At 65.9% G+C, this 17,511-nt stretch carries 20 protein-coding genes; 3 read left to right on the forward strand and 17 right to left on the reverse strand.

The genetic code is table 11. The annotated features are described in order from the left end of the window. Positions 1-184: 184 nt before the first annotated feature. The gene (locus tag NV2_RS11495; RefSeq protein WP_067871714.1) at positions 185-391 is read right to left on the reverse strand and encodes a hypothetical protein; all 207 of its coding nucleotides are present in this window, start codon (positions 389-391) and stop codon (positions 185-187) included. Continuing rightward, positions 388-1,812: an amidase gene (locus NV2_RS11500; protein WP_067871717.1), complete on the reverse strand. Its 1,425-nt coding sequence runs from the start codon at positions 1,810-1,812 to the stop codon at positions 388-390. Before NV2_RS11500 ends, NV2_RS11495 begins: the two co-directional genes overlap by 4 nt. Positions 1,813-2,021: 209 nt before the next feature. On the opposite strand from NV2_RS11500, the gene NV2_RS11505 reads away from it, so the two are divergent. Further along, on the forward strand, positions 2,022-2,771 hold the full coding sequence (locus tag NV2_RS11505) for an SDR family NAD(P)-dependent oxidoreductase (RefSeq protein ID WP_067871720.1): 750 nt from the start codon (positions 2,022-2,024) through the stop codon (positions 2,769-2,771). A gap of 48 nt (positions 2,772-2,819) precedes the next feature. On the opposite strand, the gene NV2_RS11510 is transcribed toward NV2_RS11505, so the two are convergent. From NV2_RS11510 to NV2_RS11535, 6 genes are all read right to left on the reverse strand, one after another. Then, positions 2,820-3,875 (reverse strand): WXG100-like domain-containing protein, encoded by a 1,056-nt coding sequence (locus NV2_RS11510; protein WP_157102862.1) that lies wholly within the window; start codon positions 3,873-3,875, stop codon positions 2,820-2,822. Positions 3,876-3,879: 4 nt separating this feature from the next. Further along, entirely contained in the window at positions 3,880-4,239 is a 360-nt protein-coding gene (locus NV2_RS11515) for a WXG100 family type VII secretion target (protein WP_067871726.1), read from the reverse strand. Positions 4,240-4,244: 5 nt separating this feature from the next. After that, the gene (locus NV2_RS11520) at positions 4,245-4,763 is read right to left on the reverse strand and encodes a YbaB/EbfC family nucleoid-associated protein (RefSeq protein WP_168436101.1); all 519 of its coding nucleotides are present in this window, start codon (positions 4,761-4,763) and stop codon (positions 4,245-4,247) included. A gap of 163 nt (positions 4,764-4,926) precedes the next feature. Then, positions 4,927-5,940: an inner membrane protein YhjD gene (gene yhjD, locus NV2_RS11525; RefSeq protein ID WP_067871732.1), complete on the reverse strand. Its 1,014-nt coding sequence runs from the start codon at positions 5,938-5,940 to the stop codon at positions 4,927-4,929. Between the two features lie 46 nt (positions 5,941-5,986). Next, complete coding sequence (gene trpS / locus NV2_RS11530; protein WP_067871735.1) at positions 5,987-7,009, reverse strand: tryptophan--tRNA ligase; 1,023 nt, start codon at positions 7,007-7,009, stop codon at positions 5,987-5,989. A gap of 65 nt (positions 7,010-7,074) precedes the next feature. Beyond that, positions 7,075-8,007, reverse strand: a complete 933-nt coding sequence (locus NV2_RS11535; RefSeq protein WP_067871738.1) for an oxygenase MpaB family protein — start codon at positions 8,005-8,007, stop codon at positions 7,075-7,077. A gap of 98 nt (positions 8,008-8,105) precedes the next feature. Between NV2_RS11535 and NV2_RS11540 the strand changes: the two genes are divergently transcribed. After that, positions 8,106-8,759 carry a TetR/AcrR family transcriptional regulator gene (locus tag NV2_RS11540; RefSeq protein ID WP_067871741.1) on the forward strand — a complete coding sequence of 218 codons (654 nt, stop codon included), beginning with the start codon at positions 8,106-8,108 and terminating at the stop codon, positions 8,757-8,759. On the opposite strand, the gene NV2_RS11545 is transcribed toward NV2_RS11540, so the two are convergent. The 3 genes from NV2_RS11545 to NV2_RS11555 all read right to left on the reverse strand — a co-directional run bounded on the left by NV2_RS11545 (position 8,751) and on the right by NV2_RS11555 (position 10,640). Continuing rightward, positions 8,751-9,263 carry a barstar family protein gene (locus NV2_RS11545; protein WP_084474376.1) on the reverse strand — a complete coding sequence of 171 codons (513 nt, stop codon included), beginning with the start codon at positions 9,261-9,263 and terminating at the stop codon, positions 8,751-8,753. The genes NV2_RS11540 and NV2_RS11545 overlap by 9 nt on opposite strands. After that, positions 9,263-9,778, reverse strand: a complete 516-nt coding sequence (locus tag NV2_RS11550; RefSeq protein WP_067871745.1) for a guanyl-specific ribonuclease — start codon at positions 9,776-9,778, stop codon at positions 9,263-9,265. The genes NV2_RS11545 and NV2_RS11550 overlap by 1 nt, the downstream gene beginning before the upstream one ends. A 73-nt stretch (positions 9,779-9,851) precedes the next feature. Beyond that, the gene (locus tag NV2_RS11555; protein WP_067871748.1) at positions 9,852-10,640 is read right to left on the reverse strand and encodes an exodeoxyribonuclease III; all 789 of its coding nucleotides are present in this window, start codon (positions 10,638-10,640) and stop codon (positions 9,852-9,854) included. Between the two features lie 96 nt (positions 10,641-10,736). Here NV2_RS11555 and ephH point away from each other — a divergent pair, with 96 nt between their 5' ends. Further along, positions 10,737-11,591, forward strand: coding sequence for an epoxide hydrolase EphH (ephH, locus tag NV2_RS11560; RefSeq protein ID WP_067871751.1), 855 nt, complete (start codon positions 10,737-10,739; stop codon positions 11,589-11,591). A 72-nt stretch (positions 11,592-11,663) separates the two neighbouring features. Here the strand turns inward: ephH and NV2_RS11565 are convergent, their stop codons facing one another. The 6 genes from NV2_RS11565 to NV2_RS11590 all read right to left on the reverse strand — a co-directional run bounded on the left by NV2_RS11565 (position 11,664) and on the right by NV2_RS11590 (position 17,497). Next, entirely contained in the window at positions 11,664-12,917 is a 1,254-nt protein-coding gene (locus NV2_RS11565) for an acyl-CoA dehydrogenase family protein (protein WP_067871754.1), read from the reverse strand. A 47-nt stretch (positions 12,918-12,964) separates the two neighbouring features. Next, entirely contained in the window at positions 12,965-13,834 is an 870-nt protein-coding gene (locus NV2_RS11570) for an SDR family oxidoreductase (RefSeq protein WP_067871756.1), read from the reverse strand. Positions 13,835-13,900: 66 nt separating this feature from the next. Continuing rightward, complete coding sequence (locus tag NV2_RS11575; RefSeq protein WP_067871759.1) at positions 13,901-14,779, reverse strand: MaoC/PaaZ C-terminal domain-containing protein; 879 nt, start codon at positions 14,777-14,779, stop codon at positions 13,901-13,903. 15 nt (positions 14,780-14,794) lie between these two features. Continuing rightward, positions 14,795-15,229, reverse strand: a complete 435-nt coding sequence (locus tag NV2_RS11580; protein ID WP_067871761.1) for a type II toxin-antitoxin system Rv0910 family toxin — start codon at positions 15,227-15,229, stop codon at positions 14,795-14,797. A 26-nt stretch (positions 15,230-15,255) separates the two neighbouring features. Further along, positions 15,256-16,473 (reverse strand): lipid-transfer protein, encoded by a 1,218-nt coding sequence (locus NV2_RS11585; protein ID WP_067871764.1) that lies wholly within the window; start codon positions 16,471-16,473, stop codon positions 15,256-15,258. A 361-nt stretch (positions 16,474-16,834) separates the two neighbouring features. Further along, a complete protein-coding gene (locus NV2_RS11590; RefSeq protein ID WP_067871767.1) occupies positions 16,835-17,497 on the reverse strand; it encodes a TetR/AcrR family transcriptional regulator in 663 nt (220 codons plus the stop codon). Between the last annotated feature and the right edge of the window lie 14 nt (positions 17,498-17,511).

The following is a 17,511-nucleotide window of genomic DNA, read 5'->3' on the forward strand; positions in this document are numbered from 1 at the left end:
GTCGGCGGCACTTGCCGACTGAACCGGGATTGGGCACCGCCAATGGCAGTACTCAACCGAAAGTGTTGGCGCACAGAATTATTGGTCGCTACGTCGACCACACAGCAGGGTCTCGGAACCACCACGACACCATGCGCACCGCCGGCGAGGCACAATCGCGCCAGCGCGACACCCGCCGATACGGTCAGCTCGCCCAGTCCCCCTGAGGATCGGGGGGCGCGGCCCGAAAATGCAGGGCCGGCGCGAGATCCCGCATTTCCACCGAAGAATAGAGCGCCGCGATTCTTCCGCGGAACTCTGGATACGCCGCGGCATACGCCTCGATCTCGGTGTCCGACGCGAGGAGGCCCGCCGCACCCAGGAGCTCGCGCACTGTGTCAGCGACGGTCATGTGCGCGCTCCCTTCAGGCGGTGCCGAGCGTCGGCGTGCGCGAGCGCGGGTACGCGGAGATGGTGGTCGGTGCGGGCCTGAAACGCCGTCCCTACCCGTATGACGGCGGCCTCGTCGAACGGGCGTCCCGCGATCTGCATGGACAGCGGCATTCCGGTCGCGTTACTGCCGATAGGCACAGCGAGGACCGGGTTTCCCACGGAGTTCCAGTACTCGGTGTGGGCGTGGAACGAGAGCGGTGCGGCGCCGTCGAGATAGTCCGCCAACTTCGGTGCCGTGATCGACATCGTCGGAACTATCACGACGTCGACCTCTGCGAACAGCTGTCCGAGCGCCGATTGCCCCGCCCTGCGGACCCGCTGCGCCTGCACGTAGTCGGCGCCCGAAACCATCGAGCCTCGGGCGATCACGGCGCGGGTCGTGGCGAGGTAGTCGTTCCAACGGGTCGTCATATCGCCCCGGTGGTATGCGAGGGCCTCACTTGCGAGGGTGACGGCGCCGGCCGTTGCCATCTCGGCGTAGAGCGGTAGTTCCACCTCTGCGATCGCCGCCCCCAGCTGCCCGAGCTGTGCGACCGCGGAATCGAACACGTCCTCGAGGGCCGGGTCCGCTGTCGGCGGAAAGTGGCCCGTACGGGCGACACCGATCCGAAGTCCGGATAGATCAGCGTCCGTCTCGGTCATCTCGAACGGGGCGCCCACACTGTCCGGGTCACTGTGGTGCCGGCCGGAGATCGCCGCGAGCACTACGCCGCAGTCGGCCGCGCTGCGAGCCATCGGCCCGATGTGGTCGAGGCTGTAACCCAGTGGTACGCAACCGGATTTCGGCACTCGGCCGAAAGTCGGTTTCAGTCCGGTGATCCCGCACAGCGCCGCAGGTATGCGAATGCTGCCCCCGGTATCGGAACCCAAGCCGGCGAGGAACATGCCCGCCGATATCCCGGTTGCCGTCCCGGCGCTGGATCCGCCAGGCCAGGTGTCCGGATCCCACGGGTTGCGGGGCATCGGGAAGGGGGCCGTACGTTCGGGTCTGCCGCAGCCGAACTCCATAGTCGTGGTCTTGCCGGTGATTACCGCCCCTGCTTCCCGGAGCCGCGCGACGACCGGCGCGTCCTTATCGGCACCCCAGGCACGGTCGAGCACGACACTCTGCGCGGTCGTAGGCCCCGCGGACATCGCGATGATGTCTTTGACCGCGACCGGGATTCCGTGTAGCGGCCCGCGGTCGCGGCCTGCAGCCAACTCGGCGTCGGCGCGATCGGCAGCAGCAAGCGCGAAATCGTCGAAGCGGGTGATGAAACTGCCGAGGAGGCTGTCGAGCCGATCGGCGGTGACCAATACCGACTCGGTCAGCCCTCGGCTCGTCAGGGCACCTGCCCGGAGCGCAACTGCCGCGTCGAGCAGACTTGGGGTTTCGGACACGGAAACCTCCCTCAGGCACGCTGTAGCCCACGTTGTCGGCCATATGACAACGATTTGAGTGTACTCATTAAGGTCTTCGAGCGCCGGAAAAATCCCTCCTACTGGGACCAGCATCTTGGCCTCGCTCCACCGGCCCGTGTAGTGATTGAGGGGATCCGTCGCACTCTCGAACATGTCGGCGGCAGAGACCGAAGAGAGCGGGAACCACGATGACGCCCACCACGGCAGCCGATTTCGGATTCGACGACACCGACGTCCTACTCGTGACCGGCGCGGGAAGTGGCATCGGCAGGGCGATGACGCTGGCAGCGCTCGGGATGGGACTGCGAGTGAGCGGGTGGGATCTCAATCAGGAGACCCTCGGCGAAACCGAACGGCTCGCCGCATCCGACCGGTTCCTGCCGGTATGTGCCGATGTGAGCGACGCTGCTGCCGTGGCCGAAGGCTTCGCTCGGACGCGCAGCACGATGGGCCCGGTGCGGTACCTGGCGAACAATGCCGGTCCGGCCTCGTCGAGCCCGCTCGACTTCGAGGACGCGCTGCGGGTGTGCGTCGGCAGCGTTCGTCTCATGACGACGACATGGTCGGCCGACCCCGCTTTGCCGGAGGGCGCCGCCATGGTGGTGACCTCGTCGGTGGCCGGGAATGTCGTCGGGACTGCGTCGGACTGGTATTCGGCCGCCAAGGCCGCGCTGGCCGGATATATGCGCCACCTGGCCTCGTCGCAACCCGTGCGATTCCGCAGCAATGCCGTCGCTCCCGGGATGACCGCCACACCCCGCCTCGACGGCTTCGCCGAGAGCGCTATCGGCGAGCGGATCCTGGGCCGGATGCCGATGCAGCGGATGGCGACCCCCGAGGAGATCGCCCTGCCCGCCCTGTTCCTGCTCTCCCCGCTCGCCTCCTACGTGCACGGGGCCTTCCTGCCGATCGACGGCGGCTGGACCGTCGCGCAGTAGGCGTCGGGCCCACCGCACCGGCCGGGGTGAATCCGCTCCTCCGCCGCCCTAGTTGTCCAACCGCAGCCGTCCCGCCTCGTCGTCGCGATAGAACGTGTCGGGCCCCATGTTCAGGCTGAAGCCGGTTGCGGGTGGGGCGGTCAGTGCCGGCTCGAGCGGCGGCGCCTCGGCCTCCGGGGCTTCGGCCGGCTGCGGTTCGGCCGGCGGGGATTCGGCCGGCTCGTCACCGGCCGCCGGCTCCTCCTCCGAGAGCCCGAGCCAGTTCTCGAGGAGCTCTCCGGCGTCGTTCTGCAGGCGTTCCTTGTCGTCGTCGGGGCCCTCGACTACCGAGTCCGCGGCGTTGCCGCCGAGCTCGTCGATCTTTTCGCGGATGCCGCCGTCGTTCTCGGCATCGGTACCCGAATCGGGGCGGGTGCGATGCGTGCCGCCGCTGTCCAGAATGCCGTCCAGGCCCGCATTGAGCCCGCCGGTGACCGCATTGGATATCGCGTTGTGGGCGCCCGCCTGCGCGACATCGCCGAGGTCGATGCCGTCGCGCAGGCCCAGCGCGGTCTCCCCGGCCTGCCAGGCCAGTTCCTTACCGGCCCCCTGCATGAAGCCCTTGAAGGCCTCGATGATGGTTTCCTTCAGGATCTGCTGCAGCAACTCCTTCAGAGCCTGCCGCACCAGCGTACGTGTGATCGCCTGTGCGGCAGCACCTTCGGCCATACTGGCCCCGAAGGTCTCGACGGCCAGCGCGGCCGCGATCGCGAGGTTGATCGCCAGCTCGACCAGCATCGCGATGATGTAGATCTTCACCGCACGGATGAGCATCGCCATCACCCGGCAGGCGAAGGCGATCGCATTGCAGAAGGTGACCAGGCCGTCGAGATCGCCGCCGGCACTCTGCCAGAACTGCTGGATCGAGGCGTTGGTGTCACCGGAGATGCGGGCCAGCAGGGCCTGGGTGATGGCGTCACCCTCGTCGCGGATCTCGGTGAGCGTGCCCGCCATATCCTCCCAGTGGTCCGCCATCCGCTCGATCGCGGTCTCGTCGCACTCGGGCCAGTCCGTCGCCACCACGGCGGCGATCGGTTTCAAAGAATCAGGTATCTCGATACCCATCGAGTTACGCCTTCCCCCCGTTGATTCCATTGTTCTGAATCGATTGCCGGACCTGGTCGAGCAGACCGCCCAAGCCCTCGTCTGTGCTTTCGAACAGATCGGCGGCGGCGCCGGCCTTCTCCTCCAGTTGCACGAACATCTCTGCTGCCTTGGCGATATCCCCCAGTGCCTGTTCGGCTTTCGGCAGATAGTTGGTGGCGAACGCGGACCCGAAGGAGTCACCACCCCACTTCCCGGTGACCTCACCGAGGTCACCGATCAGATCTTCCAGATTCCCCGCCAACTGACCACCCAACTCTGCCAAACGTGGTGCGTGGCGGCGAAATTCATCCAGTTCGATCCGGAACTCTTCAGCGCTGGGCACAGGTGTCACCAGCCCTTCCAGTGCGGTCCGTTGTCTTCCTCGTCCTCGACGAGGTGGCGCGGTGCACACGACGGCGCCGGTTCCGGCTCGTGCACCGGTTCCGGTGGTGGCGGGGGCAGGATGCTGTCGCCGATGCGGCGCAGGTCCAGGTCGTCACCGAACGGGCTGCGGATGTCGAACTGCTGCCCGGCGGCGAGGATGGGCGCCATGGCCTCACTCACCTGGGCTTGCGCCATCCGCGCGGCCACCTGGGCGGCTTCGGCGAAGGAGGCGGCCAGCTTCTCCGGTGTGGACCGTTTGAATGCGGCCGGGTCCACCCACACCTGGACCGGGACACCGGCCGAAGTGCTGGTGACGTGGATAAGATTGTCCGCCGACCAACCCTCGGCGGTCCGGACGGCCAGATCGTCTCTGGCGTCGGCGATGTCGCGCAGCTGATGCTCATAGGACTCGAGCATGGAATCGACCTGAACCTGCAGGGCATCGGTGTGCGCGCGCAGCTGGTCGTATCCGGATGAATCCACTGGTTCCCCTCGATCGGACTTGTCGCGTCGTATATTCCGACGCATCCGATCGGTATCCGGTTCCATCGTTCCGCAAACTTCCGGCTGCTACCGAGGCCGGACCAAGGTCACCGACACCCACACAGCCCTGGCCACCGCCCCGGACCGAGGCCAGCTCGAGATGTTACTTCTTGCGGCGAGCGGCGACGATCAGTGAGCCCAGCGCGGTGCCCGCACCGAACAACGCGGCCCCGGCGCCCAGGGTCACCCCCGCGTTCATCCGTGGTTCGATCACGGCCGGCCCCGGTGCGGGGATCGGCGCCTCCAGCTCGTTCTCCCGTGCCGTGGCCGCCCATGCGGTCGCGAACAGGATGATCCGCGAGGTGATGTAGGCAAAGACCATCAGGCCCAGAATCGAACCGAAGGCGACGCCCGCGGGGCTGGTGAGTACCTTCTGCAGATAGATCGACGCCACCTGTTTCCAGATCTCGAACGCCACCGCGGCGATCAAGCCGGCCCGGATCGCGCTGCGGAGCGTGACCGGCTGCCGGGGCAAGCGGGCGATGATCCAGACGAAGACCGCCCACGATGCGCAGACCGCCAGGATCAGCGACAACACCCGCAGCAGCAGCGAAACTCCGGGCACATCGGCGAGATCGACACTCTCCAGCAGATGTTTCAGCACACCGGCGGACGCCAGTGCGGACAAGCCCAGCGACACCACCAGCGCGATACCCAGACCGATCAGCGCACCCAGATCCGACAGTTTCGTTTTGAACCAATTGCCCTCTTGCGCAGGCTGTTCCCATTGCTCGGTGAGTGCGGCGCGCAGATTCGCCATCCAGCCCAGACCACTGTAGAGACCACCGAGCAGGCCGATCACACCCACGCCAGTGCGGGAGGCGATGGCCTGATCGATGAGATCGTTGATCTCGCCACCGAAGGAGCCGGGAATGTTCTCCACAACCTTGTCACGCAGCTCGTCCAGCAGGCTGGGGTCGCTCGCGAGCACGAAACCGGCAGCCGCGAACGCCACCATCAACAGCGGAAACAGTGACAGCACCGTGAAATAGGTGATGCCGGCGGCGAAGTAATCACCACGCTGGCGCTGATAGCTCCCGCCGGCCCGGACCGTATGGTCCAGCCACGGCCGGACCTGCACTTCGCGTCGAATCCGCGCCTTGACCTTGTCGAGCACCTGTCCTCCCGAAGCCCTGAATCAGTGCGGCCCCGCGAGGCGGACGTCAGCGGTGCAGGAAACCCACTCGGTCGTACACCTGCGCGAGGGTCTTGCCGGCGATCTCGCGCGCACGCTCGGCTCCGGAGGCCAGAATGCGATCGAGTTCGCTCTGATCGTCCAGATACTCTTGCACTTTCGCTTGCAGTGGAACGACGAATTCCACCAGTGCGTCGGCGACATCCCCCTTGAGCTCGCCATATCCCTGGCCGGCGTACTGTTTTTCGAGTGTCGCCACGGGCGTGTCGGTGAGCGAGGACAGGATCACCAACAGATTGCTGACGCCCGGTTTGGCTTCCGGGTCGTAGCGGATCTCACGTTCGGTGTCGGTGACCGCGGAACGAATCTTCTTCGCCGACACCTTCGGATCATCGAGCAGATTGATCAGCCCGGACTCGGTGGCGGCAGACTTACTCATCTTCGAGGTCGGGTCCTGCAGGTCGTAGATCTTCGCGGTGTTGGTGACGATATGCGCGTCGGGGACGACGAAGGTCTTCTTGAAGCGAGTGTTGAAGCGCTGCGCCAGATTCCGGGTCAGCTCCAGATGCTGGCGCTGATCCTCGCCGACCGGCACCAGCTGTGGGCGATAGAGCAGGATGTCCGCGGCCATCAGCACCGGGTAGGTGAACAGGCCGACCGTGGCGTTCTCGGCGCCCTGCTTGGCGGACTTGTCCTTGAACTGGGTCATCCGGCTCGCCTCGCCGAAACCGGTGATGCAATTCAGTACCCAGGTGAGCTCCGCATGCTCGGGCACCTGGCTCTGCACGAACAGGATCGCACGCTTCGGGTCGATACCGAGCGCCAGCAACTGCGCCACCGAACGCTTGGTGCGGGCCCGCAGCTGTTTGGGATCCTGCGGCACGGTGATGGCGTGCAGGTCGGGGATGAAATACAGCGCCTCGTAGTCGTCCTGCAACGGCACCCAATACTGCAGCGCACCAAGGTAGTTACCGAGGTGGAAGGAGTCACTGGTCGGCTGGATTCCGGACAGGACCCGCTGCTTGCGTTCGCTGGGGGCAGGACTGGACATACACCGATCTTCCCATGCTGGGCCAACCGGTTTTCCGGAGGGCGCACCCACCGCAACAGCTCGGGTCAGCCGGCGTGCCGCTCGGCGTAGCTGCGCGTATCCATCTCGGGCATGCTGGCCAGCCCCGCGGCCACGAGGCCGCGCTCCCGCTTGGTTATCTGGTGATAGATCGGGCTGCTCGGGCCCGCAAGCGTGCCCCGGAGCACCGGCGGAACGAGCGGCGGCCGAGTATGCGCGGTTCGCACGGCCCGCGCCAGGCCGCGGTAGATCAGCTCCTCCCGCGGCCCCCAGCCGATGTCGTAGAGTTTCCGGATTCGTGGCGGCAGACTGCCCTGGACCAGCAGATGGGCGCCGCTATCGGCATGTCGCATCACACCCGGCAACGGATGCGGGACGAACTTGCCGACCAGGTAGGAGCCCACCAGTTTCGCTTCCTCGGTGAGGTACAACTCGTCGGAGGCCAGGTAGTCGTCGAAGTGGCGGCGAAAGGCCGGGTAGTCGGCGGGCGCCGCGGAGCGCGGCATGCCGAACAGCTCACCCCAGCGCACGTAGTCCTGGTAGAGGTCCTCGCGTTCGGTGCCGGTCAGCCTGCGCACCAGGACGTCGTGCATCACCTCGGCGGAATCGACGGTGAATGCCATGGTCATGAACATCAGGTGCGGGTCGAGCGCGGAGTAGTGCGAACCCACCGGATGGCGCGGGCCGGCATCTTCGGGGAGGACGCCCTCGACCGGGACGTGCCGCTTGTGGGTGAAGGCGAGGGCGCGGTCGGCCTCCTCCTTGTCACCCAGGAAGACCGCCTCGAACAGGCGCCCGGTGAGCGCGAGCCGGGTGTACGGGGTGGCGCGGTGCGCGGTGTTCTCGGCGGTGCCGACGTACAACAGCGGATGTACCGCGCCGATCACCAGGGCACGCAGGCCGTAGGTCAGCCCGACCGCGCGTTTGCGCATGACCCGGCGAATCATCGAATCGTCGGAGAAATATCCGGGACCAGGCATCGTCGCCCTCCTCGCTCGCAATCTGGCAATAGGATCCACCAGAATTGCCATTCTGGCAAGAGTTACTGCCAGAATTGCTTCCGTGCCACAATCGGATCGTGACGGCACAGCGGACCTACGGCGGGATCTCGGCCGCCGAACGCCGCGCGGGGCGACGGACCGCGCTACTGGACGCCGCTCTCGACATCGTCGGCACCCACGGACCGGACAAGCTGACGGTCGCCGGGCTGTGCGCTCAGGCCGGGTTGAACGAGCGCTACTACTACGAGCAGTTCAAGGGCCGCGGCGCCGTACTCACCGCCCTGCTCGACCGCATCGCCGAGGAGCTGGCCGAGGCGATCATGGGCTCACTACGAGAGCTGACCGGCGGATCCGACGCCCGGCCCGATACCCGGGCCATGGCCCATGCCGCGGTCTCGGCCGGCATCCACGTGCTGACCGACGATCCCCGCAAGGCGCAGGTCGCGCTCGCGGTCAGTACCTCCACTCCGGAACTGCGCTCGCGCACGCTGCAGAGCATCGCGGCATTCGCGAACCTCGTCGCCACCCAGGGCATCGACTTCTACGACCTGAGCACGCCGACTCCGGACCCGGCCATCGGATTCCGCGCCACCTACCTGGTCGGCGGCCTGGTGCAGACCCTGACCAGCTGGCAGCAGGGCGATATCGCGATGAGCCGCGAACAGCTGATCGACGAGACCACCGATGTCTTCGTGCTGCTCGGTGAGGATCTGGCGCGCCGGCTACGCTGAGCCGCCGGCCTCCGGTTCCGGCATGGTCAGCGGGACCACCGCCGCACCGTGCGCCGCACCCTGCAGGAGTTCACGCGCCGGGTGCTGCAGTACCACTCGGAACACCACATCGCGGGCAGCCCAGTACTCCGCGGCATCCTGCACGGCCTCGGTGAACCAGTCCAGATCCGAACGCCGGTCGGCCAGCAGCCGCTCGGCATCGCGGATCACGACCACATAGCCTGCCGCCGTCCCCACGAAATCATCCAGGTCGCGCAGGCATTCGTCGAAGGCATCGCGATTGTGGCCGAAGTAGTACGGGAACTGGAAGGCCGCGGCGAATTCGTCGAATACCCCCGCGGTGGTGCGCATCCGGGAGGCGCGCAGCTCACGCACCACATAGTCGTCGGGTGCCCGCAAGCGCACCCCGCTGAACACCGCGGCATCGACATCGAGTGCTCCCAGCACCGGTGCCGCGGTGCCGGCATCGGACAGGAACCGCAACAGCGAGATCGACCTGGTCATCAGCGCATCCTCGTGAAGGTTCGATAGTGGTCGGCGGTGTAGTACGCCTTGCCGTCACTGCTGGTGACGATGCGTTCGGCATCGCGTCCCTGGCCGCGCTGCTTCGGATTGACGTCCCACTCCTGATATTTGACGGACTTACCGTTGTCGTCGGTCTTCGGCAGATTCCCCTCGCGGTTCCCCCACCGGTCGCCGCCCTTCGTCCCCGGGGCGTCCGCGGAATCCGGCCAGCGTCCCGCATCGATCTCGGCGAGAGTGTCGTAGGCGTGGTCCGGGACACCGGGCGCGCGGGTCGCGGCCGGAGTCTTGCGCACGTTGCTGCCGGGGGTCTGCGCCGCGGACGCCGAGGAGGCTTGTGCGGACGTCGCGGCCGCGGCCACCGACGACTGGGTGGACGCCACGGACTGGGCACCACTGTCGGTCTCACCGCCGCGCAACCCCAGCAGTCCCGCGACGATCGCCGCAACCACCAGGCCACCGAGGACCAACAGCGTGCGAATTCTCTTGTCGGACATTTCTTATCGGCGCCTGTTCATCGATAGTTCCGGATATCCGCCGGATCACCGGCGAGAAGTCAGAGGTGAATGATCAGCGGTACTGCACCGTGACCGGGGCGTGGTCGGACCAGCGCAGCGCATATTCGGGAGCCCGCTCGACGACCGCCTGCTTCGCGCGCTCGGCGATCGCCCCACGCGCCAAGTGATAATCGATCCTCCACCCGGCATCCGTATCGAAGGCGCGGCCCCGGTAGGACCACCAGCTATAAGGCCCGGGGACGTCCGGATGCAGTTTCCGCACCACGTCCACGTAGCCGGCGGCGATCATCTCGTCGACCCAGGCCCGCTCGCCGGGCAGGAACCCGGACTTCTTGATGTTGCCCTTCCAGTTCTTGATATCGAGTTCGGTGTGCGCGACATTCCAGTCCCCACAGGCCACGAAATCACGAGTCTGCGCCTTCATATGCGCACCCAGCTCGGCCAGGAAGCGGTACTTCTCGTCCTGCATCGGAGTGTCGGCCTCGCCGGTGTGCACGTACACGCTCGCAACGGTCACCTCGTCGAATTCGGCCTCGACATAACGCCCGAGACCGTCGAATTCGCTGCTGCCGAATCCGATCCGGACCGCATTCGGTTCCCGGCGAGACAGAATGCCCACTCCCGCACGACCTTTGGTGCCGGGCTCGGCGAGCGCGAGATGCCAGCCGGCGTCCAGCACCGGCGCCAGCGCCTTACGGGTCTGCTCGTCGGTTGCCCGAGTCTCCTGCAGGCAGATGATGTCCGCCTCGGTGACCTCGAGCCATTCGAGCATGCCCCTACCGGTCTTGCCGGTGGCGGCACGCACGCCGTTCACATTGATCGAACTGATGATGTAGGGCACCCAAGGACCGTACAATGCTGGTCATAACCCGTCCTCGCGGACATCGAGGCCGTGTGCGGCCCGGTGGTCCGGAGCGTTCCGGAAGGGGTGACGACGATGACGTCCGGCACCACCAACCCCCGTCCCTCTCCCGCGCCCATGAGTGCGTTGCACACCGGATCCGGAGATCCTCTGTTGTTGCTGCACGGTGTCATGATGTCGCCGCACTGCTGGGAGGATGTGGCACTGCGGCTGTCGTCCACCTGCGAAGTCTTCGCGCCGGCCTTCGCCGGACACTGGGGTGGTTCCGAGGTGGACGGCGCGCGGGTCGACGTCGAACTCCTGGCCGATCGAGTGGAGGCACAGCTCGACGAACTGGGCTGGCGGACCTGTCACATCGCCGGAAACTCGCTGGGCGGATGGGTCGGTTTCGAACTGGCGCGGCGGGGGCGGGCACGCACCCTGACCGCCATCGCACCGGCCGGCGGCTGGCACAACCGCTCGGCCGCGCAGGTGCGAGTCGGACTGGAATTCCTGTCGCTACTGCCGATCGTCGAGATCGGTAAGCGGGTGCCGCCGGCGGTACTGTTCAGCGCCCCGATCCGACGCTTCACCGCGATGTTGCTGAGTAAGAACGCTGCGGCCGCACCACGGCGCGCGGTCGAGGCGGCGCTCGTCTCGGCCACGCACTGCACGGCGTTACTGCCGTTGATCACCGGTGGGCTGCGTGGTGCGGCACTGCCCGATCTGTCGACGATCGAGGTCCCGGTGCGGCTGCTCATGTGCGAATACGACCGGCTCATTCCGAACAGCTGCTATGCCCAGCGGTTCGGAAAGGAACTCCCCGAGTCGTCGGACTGCATCCTGGTGCACGGGGTAGGTCACGTGCCGATGCTGGAGGCTCCCGACCGTATCGCCACGTTGATCGCCGAGCACGTCTACGCCAGCCGCACGCATCTGCGGGCGGTGTGAGAGGACCGGCGGATCGGTGCGAACCCCTCGGCACCGATCCGCCGGTCGCCGCTCACGCCGGTGATCTCGTGGTCATCGACCCAGCAGCCCTTTCGCGATGTGGGTCACCTGAATCTCGTTGCTCCCGGCGTAGATCATCAACGACTTGGCGTCGCGGGCGAGCTGTTCGACCCGGTATTCGGCCATATAGCCGTTGCCGCCGAACAGTTGCACCGCCTCCATCGCGACCTCGGTCGCCGTTTCGGAGCAGTACAGCTTGATCGCGGAGGCCTCGGCGAGGCTGGGCGGTTTACCGGCACGACCGCGCTCGAGAGTGTTGAACACCATGTTCTGCACATTGATCCGCGCGATCTCCATCTTGGCGAGCTTGAGCTGCACCAGCTGGAATCGCCCGATCTCCTGCCCCCACAGCGTGCGATTGTTCGCGTAATCGACACACAGCCGGTGACATTCGTTGATGATGCCCAGTGCCATGATTCCCACGCCGACCCGCTCGGCCACGAAACTGGCCCGGGCGCTCTCGCGGCCGTCGCCACCCTTGTGGTCCTCCGTCTCGCCCAGCAGCCGGTCACGGCTCAGGCGCACATTGTCGAAGAACAGTTCACCGGTGGGCGAGGAGTGCAAACCCATCTTCTTGAACGGTTTGCCCTGGGTGAAGCCCTCCATTCCCTTGTCCAGGACGAAGGTCAGCACCTTGCGGTCGCGCTTGTCCGTCCCGTCGCCCTCGTCGAGCTTGGCGTATACGACGACCACATCGGCATAGGGGCCGTTGGTGATGAAGGTCTTCTGCCCGTTGAGGATGTAGTCCTCGCCGTCGCGCTTGACGGTGGTTTTCATCCCGCCGAAGGCATCGGATCCGGAGTCGGGTTCGGTGATCGCCCACGCCGCGACTTTCTTCAGGGTGACGATATCGGCGAGCCAGCGCTGTTTCTGCGCCAGGGTGCCGCGCGACATGATCGTGGCGGCGCCGAGACCGAGCGATACCCCCATCGCCGCGACCAACCCCATGCTCACCCCGGAGATTTCGCTGACCAGCACCGCCATCAGCGACTGCTGATCACCGAACAGATCGCCACCGGACTTCTTCACACCCGAGGAATCCGCATCGACCGGTCCGGACTCGGCGGCGCGCTGTTTCGCCAGCATCTTCTCGACCGCTTCGGCGCCGAGGGCGTCGATACCGAAATCGGCGAACAACTTTCGCAGGATCGGGTACGGCGCCATCTCACCGCTGTCCAGCGCGTCGACATGAGGCCGGATCTCTTTGTCGATGAAGCCGCGCACCGCCTCGCGGATCATCTCATCGGTCTCGGACCATTCGAACATCGTTGTGCTCCTCCGGCTTCGGGGCTGTGGACTGGTTGTGCACGAGATCAAGGCAGGCGGCCCGCGATATCGTCGATCTCCCACGGACCGTCTGTTTCGATGGTCTTCACGTCGTGCCAGCCGCCCAGTTCCGAGATCGCACCACCCTGCACCGCGAACACCTTGCCGGTCAGCGGGCATTTATCGGTAGCCAGATAGGCGACCAGCGGCGAAATATTGGCCGGGCTGAAGGCGTCGAACTCGCCCTCGGGCACCTCGGCCGCGAAGATCGCACCCATCCCGGGGGTGGCCAGTGTCAATCGGGTGCGAGCCATGGGGGCGATCGCATTGACCCGCACCCCGTAGCGTTCCAGTTCCTCGGCCGCCACCAGTGTCATTGCCGCGATACCGGCCTTGGCGGCCCCGTAGTTCACCTGCCCGGCGTTGGGCAGCGTGACACCCGAGGCCGAGGCCGTATTGACCACCGCGGCCTGCGGCTGCCGACCGGCCTTGGATTCCTGCTTCCAGTACGCCGCCGCATGCCGGAGCACATTGAAATGACCCTTGAGATGGACGGCGATCACCGCATCCCACTGCAATTCCTCGAGCGAGGCAATGAATCCGTCCCGCAGAATTCCGGCATTGTTGACGACCACATCGAGCCGGCCGAACTCGGCGAGGGCCTGGTCGACCAGATTCTGCGCGCCGTCCCACAGCGCGACGTTGCCGGAGTTGGCGACGGCCTTACCGCCGGCCGCCCGAATCTCGTCGACGACATCCTGCGCAGGTCCGGTATCGGCGCCCTCGCCCGCATTGCTGCCGCCCAGATCGTTCACCACGACCGAAGCGCCTTCCCGGGCGAACAGCAGCGCATGTTCGCGGCCGATGCCCCGGCCAGCTCCGGTGATGACGGCCACCCGCCCATCCAATGCACCCATAAAGCTCTCCTCGAATAGTGTTAGTTGTGATTCACTGCGGCGCAGCGATTTCCGCGCCACGAATCGCTATCGGTCGACGACGATCGCCAGGCCGTCGGTGAGCACGAAGTCGTCGCCGCGCGCGGTACGGAATGCGTAGGTGGTCTCGGAGCCGGCGGAGCCGACCCGGCAGATCCGGGTCTCGAGATCGTCGCCCGGGAACACCATCTTGGAAAAACGCACCGCGAAACGCCGCAGCCGATGCACATCCGAGCCCGCCACCTCGGTGAGGACCGCCCACGAGGACATCGCCATCGTGCACAGACCATGGGCGATGATGCCGGGCAGGCCGGCATCCTTGGCCACCTGGTCGTCCAGATGCAGCGGCACCGGATCGCCGGACGCCGGTGCGTAGCGGAAGGTTTGATCGGCATCGACGTGCTGGGACACCGTCGCTACAGCCGGCTCGTCGGCCCAGGCGGGATCGAATTTGTGCGCGGGCCCCGCCACACCGACCCGCTCCCCCACATCGATATTACGGAAGAACGCGGTGAGGTACTGCTCGTTCACCAGTTCGCCATCCTCGGCGCGGCATTCGATGTGGATGGTGATCGTGGTGCCGTTCTCGCGGCCCTCGTAGCCGACTGCGCGGGCACGCGAGCTCAGCCGATCACCGGGACGGATAGGACGATGGAAGTGAAAATCCTGTTCGCCGTGGACGACTCGGCCGAATATGTCCATCGGGACGACGTCGATCACCGGCATCATCATCGCCTCGAAGACGGGAACGATGGCGAACACCGGCGGGGCGATATCGCCGGCCAGGTGAGCGGTGATCGGATCGTTGGTCGCGGCGGCGTATTCGGCGATCCGGTCGCGGGTGACCTCGAAGTGTTCCGTGTCGGACCAGACGTTCAAGCCGCTCGCATCGAATTTCACCGACTGTGAGGATGTTTCGGTCGTCATGGCCGGCCTCCTTCGTCAGGCGGTCGCGAGTGCGTCGAGTTGACCGAGGGTCTTGTCCAGCTGACCCGCGCCGTCCTTTTCGACTGCCTTACCGAGGGCGCCCTTGATGAGTGCACCCTCGAAATCACCGGAGACCGAGAAGGTGCTACCGCCTTCGTTCGGCGCGATGTCGAACGCGAAACGCACCTTCACTCCCGCCATACCGGTGCCGGTGAGTACCAGGTTGTTGGGCGAATCGACCTCCTCCACAACCCATTCCATCTTGTTCGCCATGCCGAGCATCATGATCTTGGCGACCAGCTTCGAGCCGGTGGTCAACGTGGCGGGTGGCTCCTCCATCCAGCGTTCGTGAATGGTGAACCATTTGTCCCAGGTCTGCGGATCCGACACCACTGCCCACAGGGCGTCGGGGGTGGCCGCGAGATTCTTGGTGGCTTCGATGTGGCCCATATCGATACTCCTCGTGGTGGTGGGGGTCAGCGGTCGGCGCGCTGGTAGGCGGTGATTACTGCGGCGCCGCCGAGCCCGATGTTGTGGCCCAGTCCGGCGGTTACGCCCTCGACCTGCCGTTTGTCGGCGTCTCCGCGCAGCTGCCAGGTCAGCTCACTGCATTGCGCCAGGCCGGTGGCGCCCAGCGGATGCCCCTTGGAGATGAGGCCGCCGGAGGGATTCACCACCCAACGGCCGCCGTAGGTCGTCTGTCCTTCGTCGACGAGACTGCCCGCCTGGCCTTCGCCACACAGTCCCAGCGCCTCGTAGAGCAGCAGTTCGTTAGCGGAGAAGCAGTCGTGCAGTTCGATGACCTGGAAATCCTGCGGGCCGAGCCCGCACTGGTCGTAGACCTGCTGTGCGGCTTTAACATTCATGTCGTAGCCGATGAGATTCTTGGCGGTACCGTCGAAGGTGGAGGCGAAATCCGTGGTCATCGACTGGCCGACGATCTCGATTGCGCGCCCGGACAGGTCGTGCCGGTCGACGAACTCCTCCGAGGCCACGATCACCGCTCCCGAACCGTCCGAGGTCGGTGAGCACTGCAGCTTGGTGAGCGGATCGTAGATCATCCGCGAGGCCAGGATGTCGTCGAGCGAATATTTGTCCTGGAACTGCGAATACGGGTTGTTCACCGAATGCTTGTGATTCTTGTAACCGATCTTGGCGAAGTGTTCGGCGGTGGTGCCGAACTGCTTCATGTGCTCACGGCCGGCCGCGCCGAACATCCACGGCGCCGGCGGGAACAGCACCTCGGAGATCTCGGCCAGGGCCAGCATGTGCTTGGCCATCGGCTGTTCTCGATCGTCCCAGGTGGAGCCGAGCGAGCCCGGCTGCATCTTCTCGAAACCCAGCGCCAGGGTGCAGTCGGCGAGGCCGCCCCGGATCGCCTGTGCCGCAAGGTAGAGCGCCGTGGATCCGGTGGCGCAGTTGTTGTTCACGTTGAATACCGGGATACCGGTCATACCCAGTTCGTAGACCGCCCGCTGGCCGGAGGTCGACTCGCCGTAGACGTAGCCAACATAGGCCTGCTGAATCTCGCGGTAGTCGAGACCGGCGTCGTCGAGCGCCTTCGTGCCCGACTCGCGAGCCATATCCGGGTAGTCCCAGGCCCGGGTCGTGCCGTCGTCCGCAGTGACCTGGCGGCGTCCCGGTTTCTCGAATTTCGTCATTCCGACGCCGACGACATAGACCTTGTTCGCCATCGAACTCCTCCCATCGGCCGCCCCGCAGAAGCGGGCGGCGGTCGCTGATCCGTTCCGATCACCGTAGAAACAAACATACGAAGCTGTATGTAAATACGCAATAGCAGGTTCCGAGTACGGCAAGAATCGGGCGGTCCACGCAGGTCAAAAGTTTGTACTGATACATACCTCGAGGGGCGGGAGCACACTCGATGACACCTATCGGCGAGGCAGAACGGCATGTATTGCACGCTTCGGCGCTGTGCCGTGAGTACGTGACGCGAACCGGGCGCGCCGGCGGCACGCACCGATCCGGGCGAGTCTCAGCGACTCCGGCGCCGGTTCAGCCGAGCCGTCGGCACTGCCTCGACGTATCGGCAGGCTACTGCTCGGAGGCCGGCTCCCGGTCGCCCCCTAGGCCCGGCAATGCCACCTGGGCGGCGAGCCGCAACTGCGCCGCGGCACGCCGCCAGCGCCGATGCGCGCGCTCGGGATCCGAGGAGACGAAGTTCGACACCAGAATCCCACGCAAGGTATCCATCGCGGTGTAGGCGAAATCACGAACTTCCTTGCGCCGCATCTCGTCCGGAACCAGTTGGGAGACCGCCAGCAACACCGCGTTGTTGACGAACGGTTCCACCTTCTCGACCTCGGCCGCCAGCACGGGATCGGTTCGTCCCGCGACCCACAACTCCATCGCGGCGATGAACAGCGGCCCCTGGTGCAGATCCCACATGGCGTCCAGGGTGGTGCCGATCGGGTCGTCGCCGACGCGCAACCGGCCCAGCTCCTTCATCGCAGCCTCGGTGCGCCGCTGGGCCAGATGCGAGATCGCGGCGACGACCAGATCAGTCTTGGAGCCGAAATGATGCACTTGCGCGCCTCGGGTCACCCCTGCCCGCTCGGCCACCCGCGGCGTGGTGGTGCCGGCGTAGCCGAATTCGACGAGACACTCGATGGTCGCATCGAGCAGGCGAACACGCATCTCACTGCTGCGTTGTTCCTGCGTGCGGCGCGGCGGCCTGCCGGTGAGTGATCTGGCCATTCCGGAAATCTTAC

Origin of the sequence: Nocardia vermiculata NBRC 100427, assembly GCF_001613265.1 — a bacterium.
Lineage (GTDB): Bacteria > Actinomycetota > Actinomycetes > Mycobacteriales > Mycobacteriaceae > Nocardia > Nocardia vermiculata.